Genomic DNA, 14,250 nt, shown 5'->3' on the forward strand with positions numbered 1-14,250 from the left:
GGCCGACACGGCGGCGAGGGCGGTCAGGGTGGTGAGCGCGGTGCTGATTCGGCGCATGGAGTGGCTCCGTTCGTGAGACAGTCCCCTGCGCTTCTGATCGGATTCGTGCACGACCTATGTGAGTGCCTTCGCTCGCACGAGTGACACCATCGGCGTCCCCGTCCCAGCCGTCAGCCAGGCTCCTTCCCCCCACCGCCAGCAGTTCGTGCGGTTGTGGCCGACCGCACGCGTGCGATCCCCTCCTCGCGGTGTTCTCTCCTTCGCAGGTAGATGGCAGTGCGGCCCTGCCCTGCACTGATCGGCGGCGAACACCTCGCAGGCGCGGGCGCGGTCGGCTGGCCCTTACCCCAGGGCAGGGCTTCCCGTGGCGGCACCAGGACGCAGCGGGGCCGGCCCGCTGCGTCCTGTCCGGGCCGGCGGGCCGGTGCACCGGCCGTGATGCCCCCGCGACCGGAGACACCGCGGACGCAGTGAATACCCGGCCCCGGCGTTGCGCGAGGCGGAAGCTCCGTGATCAACAACAGCGGCCGCACCGCGGATCTATCAGAAGGACAACTGCTCCGGCCGCCACGTCTGCGCGGGACGCAACGGGGGTTCCATCGGCGGCCTGCGCTCGTACCAGGTCAACGACTCCACCCACTATCCGAGAGTCGACGACACGGCCTGCGGAGCCTGAGCACCGGGCCACGCCCGTGGCCGCCCGCGACGGAAGTCCGGTGCGGGGGCGGCCGCACGGCGGTCGCCGGGCCGCGGCCGCGTGAGCTTGCCGGCGTGGAGTTCGGCGGAGCGGTGCCGTTGCTTGATACCGGCTATCCTGCCGCGGTCCCTCATGGGATCAGCGAGATCGACCAAGCAGGCAGCTTGGCAGGGAGGGCCACTGGTGGTGCTTCAAGTGCGCGGCGTCGTATTGCCCGAGCGAGAGGAACGATCCTTCTGGATCGACGGTGACCAGCTGAGGGCCGGGGCTGCCCGGGATGCCGACCTCGTCATTGACGGTGGCTGGCTGCTGCCCGGCCTGGTCGACGCCCATACACATCCCGGTAGCGAAAGCATCGACGCCCCGTTCAGCGACGCGACACTTCGGCGGCACCTGACCGATCACCGCGACGCCGGAGTGCTGCTGGTACGCACGCCCGGTTCCGCAGCCCGCATCCCCGACTGGGTGGACGAAGACTCAGACATGCCTCGGGTCCACTCGGCCGGACGCTGGCTGGCCACCCCCGGTCGATTCTTCCCGGGGGTCGGGAGAGACGTGAGCGAGGCCGACCTGGTCCGCGCCGCGCTGGAGGAGGCCACTGCGTCGTCGGGCTGGTGCAAGGTCATCGGGGACTGGAGGCCTGACGAACCCGCCCTTCCGCTCGACACCCTCACTGCTGTCGTCCAGGCCGTCCACGCGATCGGCGGCCGAGTGGCCGCGCACTGCCAGACCAGCGAGGGCAGTCGCAACGCCGTACTGGCCGGCGTCGACAGCCTGGAGCACGGCATGCACCTGGACCCGAGCCTGATCGATCGGATGGCGAGCCGAGGCACCGCGTTCGTCCCCACGCTCAGCGTTTTCGGGTCCGAAGCCGACCGGCGGCGGGCCGCCGAACCAAGCGCCCGCCGAGACTGGTGGCTGGCCGGATGGGACGCGATGCTGCCCAACGTGCGAGCCGCACACGAGGCCGGTGTCACGATCCTTGCCGGCACCGACAGCTTCCCGTGCGGCACCGTCAGCTCAGAGATCGAATGGCTGATCCGTGCGGGCCTACCGCCCGAAGCGGCGCTGGGCGCAGCCTCCTGGTCGGCCCGCTCCTACCTTGGCCTACCCGGCCTGGTTGACGGAGCCCCCGCCGATCTCGTCGCCTACGACACCGACCCCACACTCGATCCTTCCGCTCTGGCCCACCCCAGCCGCATCATCCTTCGCGGCCGGGTCATAGCCTGAAGGTCACACGTCGATCCCGAGCGGCTCTCGCCCGATGCCGGTTCGGCGTTCCGCACCACCGTCCTGCGCACTCCCGGGTCCGCTCGGGTGCTGGGCCTGGTCGGGGAGTTGGACTGGGAGGGTGCTCCGCGTCTGCGCGGGGCTCTGGACGCGGAGATCGGGGACCGGCCGCCGGTGGTGGTGCTGGACCTGTCCGCGTTGGGGTTCTGCGATTCGAGCGGGCTGAACGAGCTGCTGCGTGCCCGTTGCAACCGGTGCGACGTCCCGCTGGTGCTGGCCGCGTCGGGCCGGCAGTTGCGTCGGTTGCTCGAAGTCACCTGGACCGACCGGGTCTTCGTCGTGGCCGAGCGTGTCCCCGGCCGCGCTGGCCTACCGCGGACCGACCGACAACTGGGCCGGTGGCACCACCGTCCTGCACCTGACCGATCTCAAGCTCTGCCCCCGCGTTCCGGTGCCCCCGGGGTGTCATGACGGCCTGTCATTGTTCGTGGCATGCGGAAGCACACGGGGATGAACACCTGCCAGCGCCTGGCCGAGCGGCTGCACCAATTCGGCCTCACCACCCGGGAGTCGGCAGACCGGGCGATCGCGAGCGCCGCTGACTGGCCGGAGCTGCCGCCGAAGCGGCTGGCCCGGGACCTGATCTCGGTGACGGTCCTGTGCGAGGCGGTCGTCCAGGCCCACAGCGAGGACGTCGACTTCGCGGAGTACGGCTACCGCGGCATCTTCCGGGAGGCCCAGCGACTTGCCGGCGGGGCGGTCACCGTCACCGAGGTGGACCTGGTCGGTGAGCCCGAGGAGGGGCGGGACCTGCGCTTCAAGGTCAACGGGGTGGCGAAGTGCTGGGACATCCAGCAGGAGTCGGACGACTACCTCGACCTGGGCGCCATCGAGACGAGCATCCAGGACCTGGCCCCGGGCGGCGACGACCCGCGGGTCTTCCACCGCCTGGTGAGCCCGCACCGCTACGACGACGACCACTACCTGCTGGCCACCACGGAGCAGGCCGCCGCCCTGCGCTCGGAGTTCGACCTGCGCATCGAGGTCTGCGGCCCGGACGGGCTGCTCCTGCCCGGCTCCCGGATCGAGGACTAGGCAATGTCTGGCGACCATGAGCGGAGCCGGATGACGAGTGCGGCTGCCGTGACGGCGCCGAGGACGACGTAGCCGCGGTCGTCATACAGGTCCGCCCCACCTGGCAGGCCGGCGTCCAGCACCGCGTGCGCCGCCAGACCGAACAGCAGGGCTTCACCCTCCACGTCCAGGCCCGACACGGCTGCACCTCCGCAGCCGGCCCCACCCACCACCCACGCTCGCGCCACAGCACCGAGTACCTGCCCGGCGACGTCGCCCGCCGCCTCTACGCCACCCGCGGCGCCGGCGAGAGCGAGCAGAAGCGCACCCTCGCCGGCGCCCTCCAGGAGCACTACTTCAAGGACCACGGCCACCGCGCCGCCGGCCTCACCACCGAGTTGACCGGCATCGCCCGGGCGGACATCGAACCCCGCTGACCCGAGAAGACACCGACATGGACATCAACGAGCCCGGACCCGGTGGGCAGCGCCGCGAACTTCCGCTCCACCACGACACGGAGACCTCGTCATCCCCGCCGCCGAGGTCTCGTTCAGCGGCGATACCGGCAGGTGCCGTGCAGAGGGCTGGTCGAACTCGCTGAGACGCCGTCAAACTTCCTTGAGACGGGTCAGCCGCCCCGGAGACAGACCGCCGAGGAGACGGAGACAGGTGTGACAGCGGCCGCCAGGAATTCCCGGGACGGCCAGTTGCGATTGAGGCTGTGAGCGACGGCGGGCTGGTGTCGCAGCGCACACGGGACCCGGATCGATGGCTTCGGCGCTGTGTCGCCGCTGACGGGGCCGCCGAACATCGGGTCGGCTGACTCGAGCCGGTGACGGGGCGCTGTTCCCGACGTCACGCGGCCGGCGGAGAGTGGAGTGGGCTGCCGGCAGTTGTCACAGGTGCGGGACCAGCGTCCCGTTGAGGTGGTCGTAGGCGGTGTGGGCGTGCAGGCGGACGCCGGTGACGAGGGTGTCGTCGTCGGCGTAGAAGCGGGGGCTGTGGTTGAAAGCGAGGCCGCGTCCGCCAGGGGTGGGGCGTACCTCGCCGTCGGGGCCGAACTCGGCGTCCTGGACGCCGAGCAGGACGTAGAGGCCGCCGTACCTGTTGACCAGTTCGGAGACGTCGTCGTAGCCGAGGGTGGGCGGGGTCCCGATGACGTGGTCGCCGCCGACGACCCGGCGGAAGACGGGCAGGCCGGCGTCGACCCATTCGGGGCGGTTGTGCACGGCGGGGACGTCCTGGAGGTAGTCGACGGTGGCGGTGCAGTTGTAGGCGTGGGCGGTGCCCTCGGCCAGGGTCCGCAGCCGCTTCTGCACGTCCGCCATGTCGGTCTCCACCGAGCAGCGGATGGTGCCCCACAGGGTGACGCTCTGACCGATGATGTTGAACCGGCCGACGTCCTCGATGTGCCCGATGGTCACCGTGACGGGGTCGAAGGCGGGGAGCTGGCGGTAGAGCTGGCCGATGCCGGTCATCACGGCGCCGGCGGCGGGCATCGGGTCGACGCCCTGCCAGGGAGTGGAGCCGTGGACCTGCTTACCGGTGATCATGATCTTGACCAGGCAGGAAGCGGCGAACTGGTTGCCGACCCGGTAGCCGACGTAGCCCTTGGGCAGCGGGGCGACGTGCATGCCGAACACCATGGTGGGGGCCGGGTCGGTGAACGCCCCCGCGTCGATCATCGCCCGCGCTCCGCCCTGCTCGTCGACGGGCGGCCCCTCCTCGGCGGGCTGGAAGGCGAACAGCACGGTGCCGGCAAGCTGCTCGCGCACTCCCGCCATGACGGTGGCGGCACCCATGAGCATCGCGGTGTGGCAGTCGTGGCCGCAGGCGTGGGCAACGGGGAAGGGGCCGCCGGGGTAATCCGGGTCGACCGCCGTGGACGCGAACGGCACCCCGGACAGGTCTTCGACCGGCAGCGCGTCAATGTCCCCGCGCAGTGCGACGACCCGCTCGCCGGGCCTGCCGCCGCGCAGCACACCGACGATGCCGTGGCCGGCGATCCCGGTGCGCACCTCGTCCAGGTCCAGCGACCTCAGGTGGTCCTCGATGTACGCGGCGGTGGCCGTCTCGCGGTTCGACAGCTCGGGGTGCTGGTGCAGGTGGTGGCGCCAGGCAATCACCTGGTCGGCGACACCATCGCAGAGGCGGTCGAGGTCGGCGTAGCCAGGGACCGTCATGGGGCCTCCCGGAGACTCGGGGCGCTTTGACCGGAGGCTAACAGCGCGCTTGGGAGTAGGCGACGCGGCCAGTTCGCCCGGACGAACACGCATGGCCCGGATCCGCCCATCGCACCCGGCCCGTTCCCGGCCCGTTCGGAGAGCAGATGATGAACACGATCAGAGCTGCACGGGGATCTTGCGACCGAGACCACCGTTGACTACGAACTGTCATATTCGCCGCCAGCTGCCCCCGTCAACCGGCCGCGACCGGGGAATTCTGCACCGGCCGCTGGCACACGTGGAGGCAGATCACCACCTCCCTGCGCCCGGTCACCCCATCTGACCCGATACATCTGTGCTGTCTGTGTCATCGACACCCCGTCTCCTCTGGTGGGAGCGCATACTGACCCGTCCGTCCCACCTGTCTCTGCCCGTCTCCATCGTTCTCCGGGCATGATGCCCGGCCGACGGCCACCGCGGCGTCCGTCGTGGCGGCCAGCGCCGGCAGCTCGCGCTCCAAGTCGTTCAGCACCGCCGCGGCCAGCGCGCAGACCGCCACCAGCCCGATCCGCCCGCCCATCGACAGCTCGGGCGGGGCCTCGACGAACATGCCGCCCATGACGCCGGCCGACAGGCCGTAGGCCAGCTCCTCCTCCAGCCGTCCCCGCCCGGCACCACCTCCCGGCCCGAGGCCCGTTCGACGGCGGCGCCGGCCCGCTCGACTCCGGCGTCCACGGCCCGGTCGAGTTCGGCCAGTGAGCAGATCACCGCCGCCGCGGCCCGCGCCGTGCCGGTCTCGACGCAGCCGGGGCCACCCGTCGTACGGCTGGTGCAGGGTGCGTGTCTTCGCACGCGGGATCTCGGCCAGCCAAGATCTGGAGTTCCTGTCGCTTTGAAGGCCCCGCGCTGCTGCACGGGGCCGGCGGTGGCCTACCGGCGTCGGCCCCGCTGTCCGCTGTCCACTGTCGGGTTGACGCCCGTGTCGGCACCGGCCGCTGCCGTCACGACCCAGGTGATCCGTCGGTTCGGCGGCTGTGCCGTGTCAGACACTTATGGCTTCAGTGGGCTCCGGAATTCCAAATACTGCAATCGCCTTGACCCGGCCTGGCCATTCCCGAGTGTTATCGGTGTCGTCGCGAAGTTGCGCATAGCAGCGCCCTCCGACAAAGTCCCTCAGCTCCTCAAGGTCTACTTCGATGAGGCCGGCATCGACGAAATGACGGTGGTTGGTGTACTCAAAGTGAAACGCTCGCAGGAATATCACTCCGAGCACCTGCCGCCTCCTCCCCATTGAACTTCGGCGGTCCGGGAGGTTTGCGTGGAGGGCGGAAAATTGACCGTCACGATCTTGGTCTCCACTGTCTCGCCTTTCGTGGAGGTTGGTGACTGCAGCATCGTCCGACGGGACATTGACTCAAGAGCTCTGATGCTGGTGCCAAATTCGTGGCATCTCGTCTGCCTACGATTTCCGCCGTCCGTCAAAGGCGCACAAGTTTGCGCCCACGGCATGCTCAGGTCGGGTGGCCCGGACAGGGTATTCACCCGCTGCCGCGGCAGCACTGTCATGAGCATGTTGACCAGATGAAGACGGCTGCGATGTGAAGTGCGGCGAGGTGACTGGTGGCGGTCTTTTGTAGCGGGTAACAAGGTTCCGCCCCTGCTGGGCTGCACCGGGCCGGAAGGCGGAGTCGTCGGCGGCTCCGGTGCGGCTGACGGGGCCGTCGAGGGTACCGCGGCCTCCAGGTAGGCGAGCAGGCGGCGGCACGAGCAGTTCCACTCGTGCTCCAGCCGCCACGGCTCTCGCCCCGATAGCGAGGTGGCCGTGCTGGTGGTGGAACGCCGCGAGCGGCGGCGGGCCGCAGCCGCGCCGCCCACAGCGTGCGCCTCGTCGGCCGCGTCCGGCAGTCCATGAGGTCATCGATCGTGCAGGCCGTGCTCATGAACCATCAGAAGCGGCGGCAGCGGTCACGCCTGAGCGGAGTCGGGGCCGGGTGTTTCGCTGTCTGCGTCTTCCGAGGCGATTCCGAGTTCCACCACCTGGGCGCGGAGCTGGTCGAAGGTGTTGATGAGGGGGCGGATCTTGTCGTAGGTGGTGGTTCCGTTCCGCAGTTCGTCCCGGGCGTCGAGCAGGTCGCCGTAGACGGGGCCCATCTGCCGGCTGAGCTGGATGAGGAGGCTCTGGCGCTCGCGGATGCCGAGAGCGGTCGGCACGGCGCCGAGTACGGCCGCGAGGAACGTGAAGACGCTCGTCACGACCTGTGCCCAGAGTTCGGAGCTGTGGGCGATGAGGGGCCAGACGCTGACGCTGGTGACGGCGCTGACGAGGACGGCTGCGACGTTGTAGCGACGCATCGTCACGGTGGTCCCGTAGATCTCCTCGGGCAGGCGGTGCGTCCACTTCCGGGCCGATCGGATGCATGCCGAGAGGTTCTCGGGAACCGGAGGGGGGAGTGTGTTCACGGGTGGCTCCGTTGGGGGCGTGGCTCTTCTTCGGGCTCGTCAGCCGCAGCGAACGACCGTGACGGGGCCGCGGACGTGGCTCCGGGCCGGGCCTGGGCGACGGTTGCCGCTCATGGCCGTCAGGGCCCGTCGTTCGGCTTCGGACACTGTCACGCCTCCGCGCGCTCGGCCGCCCACCGGGTCGCCGCCGACTGGCGGGCGCTCCGCGCCTACGCAGGGCTTTGGCCGCCCAGATCGGCGACCGGTCGGCCGCGGTGGTGCCGGACCCGCCCGGCTGCGGTTCTGCGACTCCGGCGGACTGAACGAGCTGCCTCGTGCCGGGCGTTCGCGAGCGGACCTGCGGTGGGTGAGACTGGCGGTTGTGACATCCGCTGCGCAGCCCACCGGACGACATGGCACGGTCCGGGTCCTCGTCGCCCAGGCCGGCGTCCACGGTTCCACCCGCAGTATCGCCGAGCGCATCGCCACCCGCCTGCGGGAGCACGGCTGCGAGACCGACGCGCTCGACGTCGAGGCGGTGTCCGAACCGGCCGGGTACGACGGGTACGTGGTCGGCAGCGCCATCCACAACATGGCCTGGCTGCCACCCGCCAGGCGGTTCGTCCGGACGAACGCGGACGTGCTGGCACACCGGAAGGTGTGGCTGTTCTCGGTGGGGATGCCTGCTGCCCTGCGGGGCCCGTGGAAGGCGCTGGTCGGCAAGGAGGAGGGCCACGTGATCGGCGACCTGATCGCCGAGATCGACCCCCTGGGGCACCGGCTCTTCTCCGGCGTCATCGGACCAGAACACCTGTCGCGGGCAGGGCGCGCGAAGTTCCGGGCGATGGGTCTGCGCTACGGGGACTACCGCGACTGGGGAGCGGTCGACCACTGGGCGCGCGAGATCGCCGCCCGCCTGCACGAACCCGGGTTGGTCTGAACGGCGTGTTGGACCCGCCCTTCGGTGCGCAACGCCTCGAACGGCGCGAGAAAGTCGGCGATCCGCGGACGCCTTCCGCGAATTCCTGGACACCGCCGGCCTGCGGCAGCGGGTCGGGGAGCAACTCGGTCGGCTGGAGGAGTACGGCACGCTGCTGCCGGAGGTGGGAGCGGCCATCAGGGCCGCCCTCCTGGCGGCTCCGCTGCCGTTGCAACTCGAAGCTGAACTCGCCGAGGCCTACCGCAGGCTGGCGCAATCCACCGGCCGAAGCGACCCGGACGTCGCGGTGCGCTCCAGCGCCACCGCCGAGGACCTCCCCGAGGCCAGCTTCGCCGGGCAGCAGGAGACCTTCCTGAACGTGCGGGGGATCCCCGCCCTGCTGGATGCCTGCCGGCGCTGCTACGCCTCCCCGTTCACCGACCGGGCCATCGACTACCGGCGGCGGCTGGGCTACGACCAGCTCGCGGTGGCCCTCTCCGTCGGCGTGCAGCTGATGGTGCGCTCCGACCTCGGCAGCGCCCGCGTCGCCTTCACCCTCGACACCGAGACCGGCTACCCGGACGTGGTGCTGATCAGCGCGGCCTGGGGGCTCGGCGAGACCGTGGTCGGCGGACAGGTCGACCCCGACGAGTACCTCCTGTACAAGCCCCTGCTCGACGCCGGCGCCGCGCGCGTTCCGTTGCTACGGGCCAGCGTCGGCGCCAAGCGCCGCAAGGCCGTCGATGACGAGCGCGGCTCCACCCGGATCGTCGACGCCACCGCCGACGAACGCGCCGCCCGGGTCCTCGACGAAACCGACCTCGATGCGCTCGGCCGGTGGGCCGTCGCCGTCGAACGCCACTACGGCTGCCCGATCGACCTCGAATGGGCCAAGGACGGCCGGACCGGCGCACTGTTCCTGGTCCAGGCCCGGCCGGAGACCGTGCAGTCCCGGCGGTCCGGCGCGGTGCTGCGCCACTACCGGGTGACCGGCACCGGCGAGCGGCTGGTGGACGGCCTCGCCGTCGGCCAGGCGGTCGGGCGCGGCCCGGTGTGCGCACTGTCGGCCCCGGACGAGATCGCCCGCTTCCCCGAAGGAGCCGTCCTGGTCACCACCATCACCGACCCCGACTGGGAACCCCTGATGAAGCGCGCCTCGGCGATCGTCACCGATCACGGCGGACGCACCTCGCACGCCGCGATCGTCAGCCGCGAACTCGGCGCCCCCGCAGTGATCGGCACCGGCCGGGCCACCCGCGTCCTGACGAACGGCCAGGAAGCCACCGTCTCCTGCGCCGAGGGCGAGCAGGGCCACGTCTACGCCGGCCGGGTCGACTGGGAGGAGACGCAGACCGACCTCGGCGCGCTCCTGCGGACCCGCACCCGCGTCATTCTGAACCTCGCCGACCCGGCCGCCGCGTTCCGCTGGTGGCAGCTGCCCGCCGACGGCGTCGGCCTGGCGAGGACGGAGTTCGTGGTCGCCCACCAGGTGCGGATCCACCCGATGGCACTGGTCCATCCGGAGCGCCTGTCCCCGAGGACCGGCGGGCCGTCGACGCCCTCACCGACGGCCGGCCCGACCGCACCGAGTACTTCGTCGACCGGCTCGCCCAGGGAATTGCCCCGCTCGTCGCCTCCCGCCGCCCCGACCCGGTGATCGTCCGCACCAGCGACTTCAAGACCAACGAGTACGCCCGCCTGCTCGGCGGCCAACCCTTCGAACCCGTCGAAACCAACCCGATGATCGGCTGGCGCGGCGCGAGCCGCTCCTACGACGACCGCTACCGCGAAGGCTTCGCGCTGGAATGCCGGGCGCTGCGCCGCGTCCGTGACGAGATCGGCCTGACCAACCTCGTGGTGATGATCCCGTTCTGCCGCACCCCGGAGGAGGCCGACCGGGTGCTCGCCGAAATGGCCGCCAACGGACTGGAGCGCGGGCGGGGCGGCTTGAAGGTGTACGTGATGGCCGAGGTCCCCTCCAACATCGTGCTCGCTGAAGAGTTCGCCGAACGCTTCGACGGCTTCTCCATCGGCAGCAACGACCTCACCCAGCTCACGCTGGGTGTCGACCGGGACTCCGATCTGCTCTCCCACCTCTTCGACGAGACCGACCCCGCCGTCACCCGCTCCATCGAGCACCTGGTCGCTGCTGCCCACAGTGTTGGCCGCCCCGTTGGCCTGTGCGGTCAACGACCCAGCAACGACCCGCAGTTCACGCGCTTCCTGGTGCATTGCGGCATCGACTCGGTCTCCGTCGCGCCGGACAGCTTCGCCGCCGTCAAGCAGTGCGTGGCCGACGCGGAGGGCAGCAGTTGACGCATTGTTGCCCTTGAACGTTCGAACGTTCAGCTGCCGCCGGTCCGGTAGGCGTGGGGGTGCTCGAACGCGGTCCGGGTGTCGTCCTCGGTCCAGTCCAGGGACTGGTGGACGGCCACCACGCCGTCGACTCCGCGGCACAGGCGCTCGATGAGTGGAATCAGACTGCGGCGGGGGAGACGGCCGGCAAGGGTGACCACGCCGTCCTGGACGGCGACGCCGACGGTGTCCGGGGCCAGCCACAAGGCGCGGCCGAGGACCTCGTGGACGATCTCCTCGCGGATCGCGCCGTCATGCCGCAGGAACACCTGCAGCAGGTCGGCCCGGCTGACGATGCCGATCAGTCGGCCCGCCTCGTCCACCACCGGCAGGCGCTTGACCCGGTGGCGGTCCATCTGCCGGGCCGCCTCGCCGACGTTCCACGACGCCCGCGCGGTCACCACCGGGCTGGTCATCAGCCCGCCGGCGGTCTCCGCCTCCGCGCGGGCCTGCTCCTCCGGCCGCAGCCAGCGGCCCGGGTGGCGGTCCTCCGGATCGGGTAGGACAGCCTCCTTGCGGAGCAGGTCCGCCTCGGAGACCATCCCGACCGGCCGGTCCTGGCCGTCGACCACCGGCACGGCGGTGATGTCGTTGCGGTGGAACAGGGCGGCGACTTCCTTGAACGAGGTGTCTGCCCGGACCGTCACCACCTCACGGGTCATCAGCTCGGCGACACTGCGGTGCTGCATGGTCTTCACTCCTCCGCCGGTCGGTCCCCCACCTCCACCATCGGCCCGACCACCGGCACCGGGACAGGGCCGACCGGTCCCCACGGCCGGTCCCGGCGGCCCACACGGATGCCCGGTGGATGCCGCCGGGGAGACCGAGACCGTCACGGACAGGCGTGCCCCGGGAAAAGGAGAGCCCCGATCGGAGGCCGCGTCATCGTCCAGGGCGCCCGCCCCCGGAACGGCCCGCCGCGACGCCGATGCCGTCGCCCTGCACCATGCCAGGGGCAGGACCACTTGGTGGTCCGGTTCCCGGCGCCGTGGGCAAGGAGAGGGAGCAAGGGAGAGCCGCAGGGGGCGGGCCGACAGGCCGCCGTTTCCGGGCGGCTGCTCGTTGTTGCGAGGCTGGGATTCGGCGACGCCACGGGCGCCGCCGGGAAATCACGCGTGCGGGGGCCCGACGTTCACGCCGACCTGCCGTTCTCATCGCCGGTCGGCAGGGCACTGCCGTTGCCGGAACGGCGCGTCGAAACGCCGACGGCCCCGTGGAGCTTCTGGTTCAGGCGGCGGAGCGCTTCGAGGGCTCCGCCGTGGTAGTTCGGGCCGGGCATGATGTCATCGCTGGGAATCTCCCAGAAGTCCAGGTTCAGGTACGTCGGGTAGCGGCCCGTGGCAGTACGGCAGGCTTCGAAGTGGAGTTCGAGGCGGTCCACCGTGTTCTGGACCTGGGACTCCTCGGGGAGGGCGAAGCTCGCGAAGTGATTCAGCGCGCACAGCGCTTTCTGGTTCAGCGGGCCGGACTCTGGCCGCGGAGTGAGCCAGGTGTGCGGATCGACGCTGGCGTTGCCCCAGACGTTCTCCGACATGCACCGCCACTGGTAAGCGAAGTGCGGTGACGAACCGGAGGAGGTGAACACGACCAACGGTGTGCCCCGGCTGAACAGTTCGGCCAGCGTCGGCCAGTGGCCGTTCACGAGGTCACGGTCCGGATTGAAGACCATGCTCCAGGTCTTGCTGGTCTCGAAGGCACGCTTGATGAGGTCGTGTCGGCCATCGGTCCGGTCCTCGAAGACGAGGGTGACGGGGTCACGGGACTGGAGCTGCAAGAAGCGACGGACCACGGCCAGCGCATCCGACAGCAGCACGTGGTCGAAGAACCACGGCGGGCCCCAGTTCTCGTGCTTGAGGCAGACGTCGTCGACGTCGTCGTCGTACCACAGGTCAAGAAGCAGCGTGGTGGCCCCCTTCGCCAGCTGCACCTCCAACGAGCTGGCCTGTTGCGAGTAGTACCGGAAACCGTTCGACATGGTGCAGAACGCGTTGTGGCTGCCCAGGAACGCGTTCTCGTCGTACGGGCGGTGCGGGTCCCGGCCGGCGGAGGGAGCGTACTTCTTCTTGGCCGTCATCGTGTCGGAGCAGCCGCCCGACGGCAGGTCGAGCGTGAAGCGGTCCGGGGAGACGGCGAACTGCATCATCGCCTTGGCGTCCTTGTCCCGCAGCATGCATTCCTTCGAAGCCGCAGAGTTCTCGCACCAGTCGCCGTTGACGAAGTACAGCTGGACGTGCCACCAGTCGAGCCCCGGATGGGTGGCGCCGGTGAAGTACTCGACGGCCATCGGTGAGGTGGTGCCTCCGGGCGGAACGAGGGCCCTGGTCTGGTGCCAGACCGTGTCGCCGTCGTACTGGTGGGAGAGTCTCAGCGTCGACAACGCCTCGGTGAAGTCGTTCCGTACCGTGAGGAAGGCCAGCTTGTTGTATCCGTTCCAGGTCTCCCACTCGTCGATGAACGTGCCGGCACCGACACTGAACGTCAGTCCCCGACCGTCGACCGCGAACGTGCGCGTCTGCCCGTTGTCGGAGTTGCCCAGCCCGCACGCGTACTCGGACGTCGCGTTGCGGAACTCGCCGTACCCCTGTTCAGGAGCGTCGTCGTAAGGCGGGATGTCCAACGTGATCGACAGCGTCCAGTAGTCGGCGCTGCTGAAGAAACCGGGGCTGAAATGGACGATGAGCGGCTCGGTGGTGGTCGCCCCCGGTGGCAGGACGGGGAACCGGGCCCGCTGGGTCGCCGTCTCACACGTGTGCTCCAGGACGGCACGCGCAGCGACCGGAAAGTCGTTCCTCAACTGGACGGCGGACCAGGCGCTGTAGTCGTAGCCGTTGTGCCGCCAGATCATCTGCTGGCTGCCGCCTGAGAAGTCGGTCAGCACGGAACTCCGCACCGTGAACCGCTGCGTCTTTCCACTGTCCCCCGCGTGCAGGGTCACGTCCCGGTCGTCCAACCTCCACACCGAGCCGTCCGGGAGGGTGTACTTCAAGCACCAATGGTCGCTGCCGAATTCCCCGAACCCGGTGCGGTACGACACGGTCAGTGGTGGGGAGGCTGCGCCACCGGGGGGCACCGTATCCCACGTGTGCGTCTCCCGGATCTCCTCGTAATTGTGCTCCAAGGTGACGTTGCTGAGCGCTACCGGGGAGTCGTTGAACACGGTTGCACAGGCCTGTTGGTCCATGAGACATCAGCTACCGGCGGTCGTCGCGGATTGCCGCAGCTCGCTGAGCTGCCGGGCGGTGGGCCGGGGAGCTCGTCGTCGGCTGGTGGTCGGACTGCCCGGCTGCCGACGGGACGCCTCTGCGGCTCACCCTCCTCTCTACCCTAGGACCGGACAGGAGACGCCGCAGTGCGCGGCTGCCCCGGTCCTT

13 protein-coding genes are annotated in these 14,250 nt (G+C 70.2%); 8 read left to right on the plus strand and 5 right to left on the minus strand.

The features are described from left to right. Positions 1-880: 880 nt before the first annotated feature. From ACFV1L_RS30240 to ACFV1L_RS30255, 4 genes are all read left to right on the plus strand, one after another. Positions 881-1,927, plus strand: a complete 1,047-nt coding sequence (locus tag ACFV1L_RS30240) for an amidohydrolase family protein (RefSeq protein ID WP_380371827.1) — start codon at positions 881-883, stop codon at positions 1,925-1,927. A 63-nt stretch (positions 1,928-1,990) separates the two neighbouring features. Then, positions 1,991-2,398, plus strand: coding sequence for an STAS domain-containing protein (locus tag ACFV1L_RS30245; protein ID WP_380371916.1), 408 nt, complete (start codon positions 1,991-1,993; stop codon positions 2,396-2,398). 21 nt (positions 2,399-2,419) lie between these two features. After that, a complete protein-coding gene (locus ACFV1L_RS30250; protein ID WP_380371830.1) occupies positions 2,420-3,022 on the plus strand; it encodes a hypothetical protein in 603 nt (200 codons plus the stop codon). Between the two features lie 83 nt (positions 3,023-3,105). Next, positions 3,106-3,438 carry a hypothetical protein gene (locus ACFV1L_RS30255; protein WP_380371918.1) on the plus strand — a complete coding sequence of 111 codons (333 nt, stop codon included), beginning with the start codon at positions 3,106-3,108 and terminating at the stop codon, positions 3,436-3,438. Between the two features lie 459 nt (positions 3,439-3,897). Here ACFV1L_RS30255 and ACFV1L_RS30260 read toward each other — a convergent pair whose 3' ends face one another. Both ACFV1L_RS30260 and ACFV1L_RS30265 read right to left on the minus strand, forming a co-directional pair. After that, positions 3,898-5,184, minus strand: coding sequence for a M20 family metallopeptidase (locus ACFV1L_RS30260; RefSeq protein ID WP_380371833.1), 1,287 nt, complete (start codon positions 5,182-5,184; stop codon positions 3,898-3,900). A gap of 349 nt (positions 5,185-5,533) precedes the next feature. Beyond that, positions 5,534-5,776 carry a hypothetical protein gene (locus ACFV1L_RS30265; RefSeq protein WP_380371835.1) on the minus strand — a complete coding sequence of 81 codons (243 nt, stop codon included), beginning with the start codon at positions 5,774-5,776 and terminating at the stop codon, positions 5,534-5,536. 360 nt (positions 5,777-6,136) lie between these two features. Here ACFV1L_RS30265 and ACFV1L_RS30270 point away from each other — a divergent pair, with 360 nt between their 5' ends. Beyond that, entirely contained in the window at positions 6,137-6,460 is a 324-nt protein-coding gene (locus ACFV1L_RS30270) for a hypothetical protein (RefSeq protein WP_380371837.1), read from the plus strand. 671 nt (positions 6,461-7,131) lie between these two features. Here the strand turns inward: ACFV1L_RS30270 and ACFV1L_RS30275 are convergent. Next, entirely contained in the window at positions 7,132-7,626 is a 495-nt protein-coding gene (locus ACFV1L_RS30275) for a hypothetical protein (RefSeq protein WP_380371839.1), read from the minus strand. A 361-nt stretch (positions 7,627-7,987) separates the two neighbouring features. Here ACFV1L_RS30275 and ACFV1L_RS30280 point away from each other — a divergent pair, with 361 nt between their 5' ends. The 3 genes from ACFV1L_RS30280 to ACFV1L_RS30290 all read left to right on the plus strand — a co-directional run bounded on the left by ACFV1L_RS30280 (position 7,988) and on the right by ACFV1L_RS30290 (position 10,840). Further along, a complete protein-coding gene (locus tag ACFV1L_RS30280; RefSeq protein ID WP_380371842.1) occupies positions 7,988-8,545 on the plus strand; it encodes a flavodoxin domain-containing protein in 558 nt (185 codons plus the stop codon). 100 nt (positions 8,546-8,645) lie between these two features. After that, positions 8,646-10,181, plus strand: a complete 1,536-nt coding sequence (locus ACFV1L_RS30285; protein ID WP_380371921.1) for a PEP/pyruvate-binding domain-containing protein — start codon at positions 8,646-8,648, stop codon at positions 10,179-10,181. Next, on the plus strand, positions 10,178-10,840 hold the full coding sequence (locus ACFV1L_RS30290; RefSeq protein WP_380371844.1) for a putative PEP-binding protein: 663 nt from the start codon (positions 10,178-10,180) through the stop codon (positions 10,838-10,840). The genes ACFV1L_RS30285 and ACFV1L_RS30290 overlap by 4 nt, the downstream gene beginning before the upstream one ends. A 29-nt stretch (positions 10,841-10,869) precedes the next feature. Here the strand turns inward: ACFV1L_RS30290 and ACFV1L_RS30295 are convergent, their stop codons facing one another. Next, the gene (locus ACFV1L_RS30295) at positions 10,870-11,568 is read right to left on the minus strand and encodes a CBS domain-containing protein (protein WP_380371847.1); all 699 of its coding nucleotides are present in this window, start codon (positions 11,566-11,568) and stop codon (positions 10,870-10,872) included. Positions 11,569-12,011: 443 nt separating this feature from the next. After that, positions 12,012-14,060, minus strand: coding sequence for a hypothetical protein (locus ACFV1L_RS30300; RefSeq protein WP_380371849.1), 2,049 nt, complete (start codon positions 14,058-14,060; stop codon positions 12,012-12,014). Positions 14,061-14,250 lie beyond the last annotated feature (190 nt).

The sequence above is a fragment of the Kitasatospora sp. NPDC059646 genome, from assembly GCF_042734615.1.
Lineage (GTDB): Bacteria > Actinomycetota > Actinomycetes > Streptomycetales > Streptomycetaceae > Kitasatospora.

Coding starts and splice junctions, on each gene's coding strand:
- ACFV1L_RS30260 (WP_380371833.1), bottom strand. CDS start 5,184: ATGACGGTCCCTGGCTACGCCGACCTCGACCGCCTCTGCGATGGTGTC.
- ACFV1L_RS30250 (WP_380371830.1), top strand. CDS start 2,420: ATGCGGAAGCACACGGGGATGAACACCTGCCAGCGCCTGGCCGAGCGG.
- ACFV1L_RS30295 (WP_380371847.1), bottom strand. CDS start 11,568: ATGCAGCACCGCAGTGTCGCCGAGCTGATGACCCGTGAGGTGGTGACG.
- ACFV1L_RS30265 (WP_380371835.1), bottom strand. CDS start 5,776: ATGTTCGTCGAGGCCCCGCCCGAGCTGTCGATGGGCGGGCGGATCGGG.
- ACFV1L_RS30300 (WP_380371849.1), bottom strand. CDS start 14,060: ATGGACCAACAGGCCTGTGCAACCGTGTTCAACGACTCCCCGGTAGCG.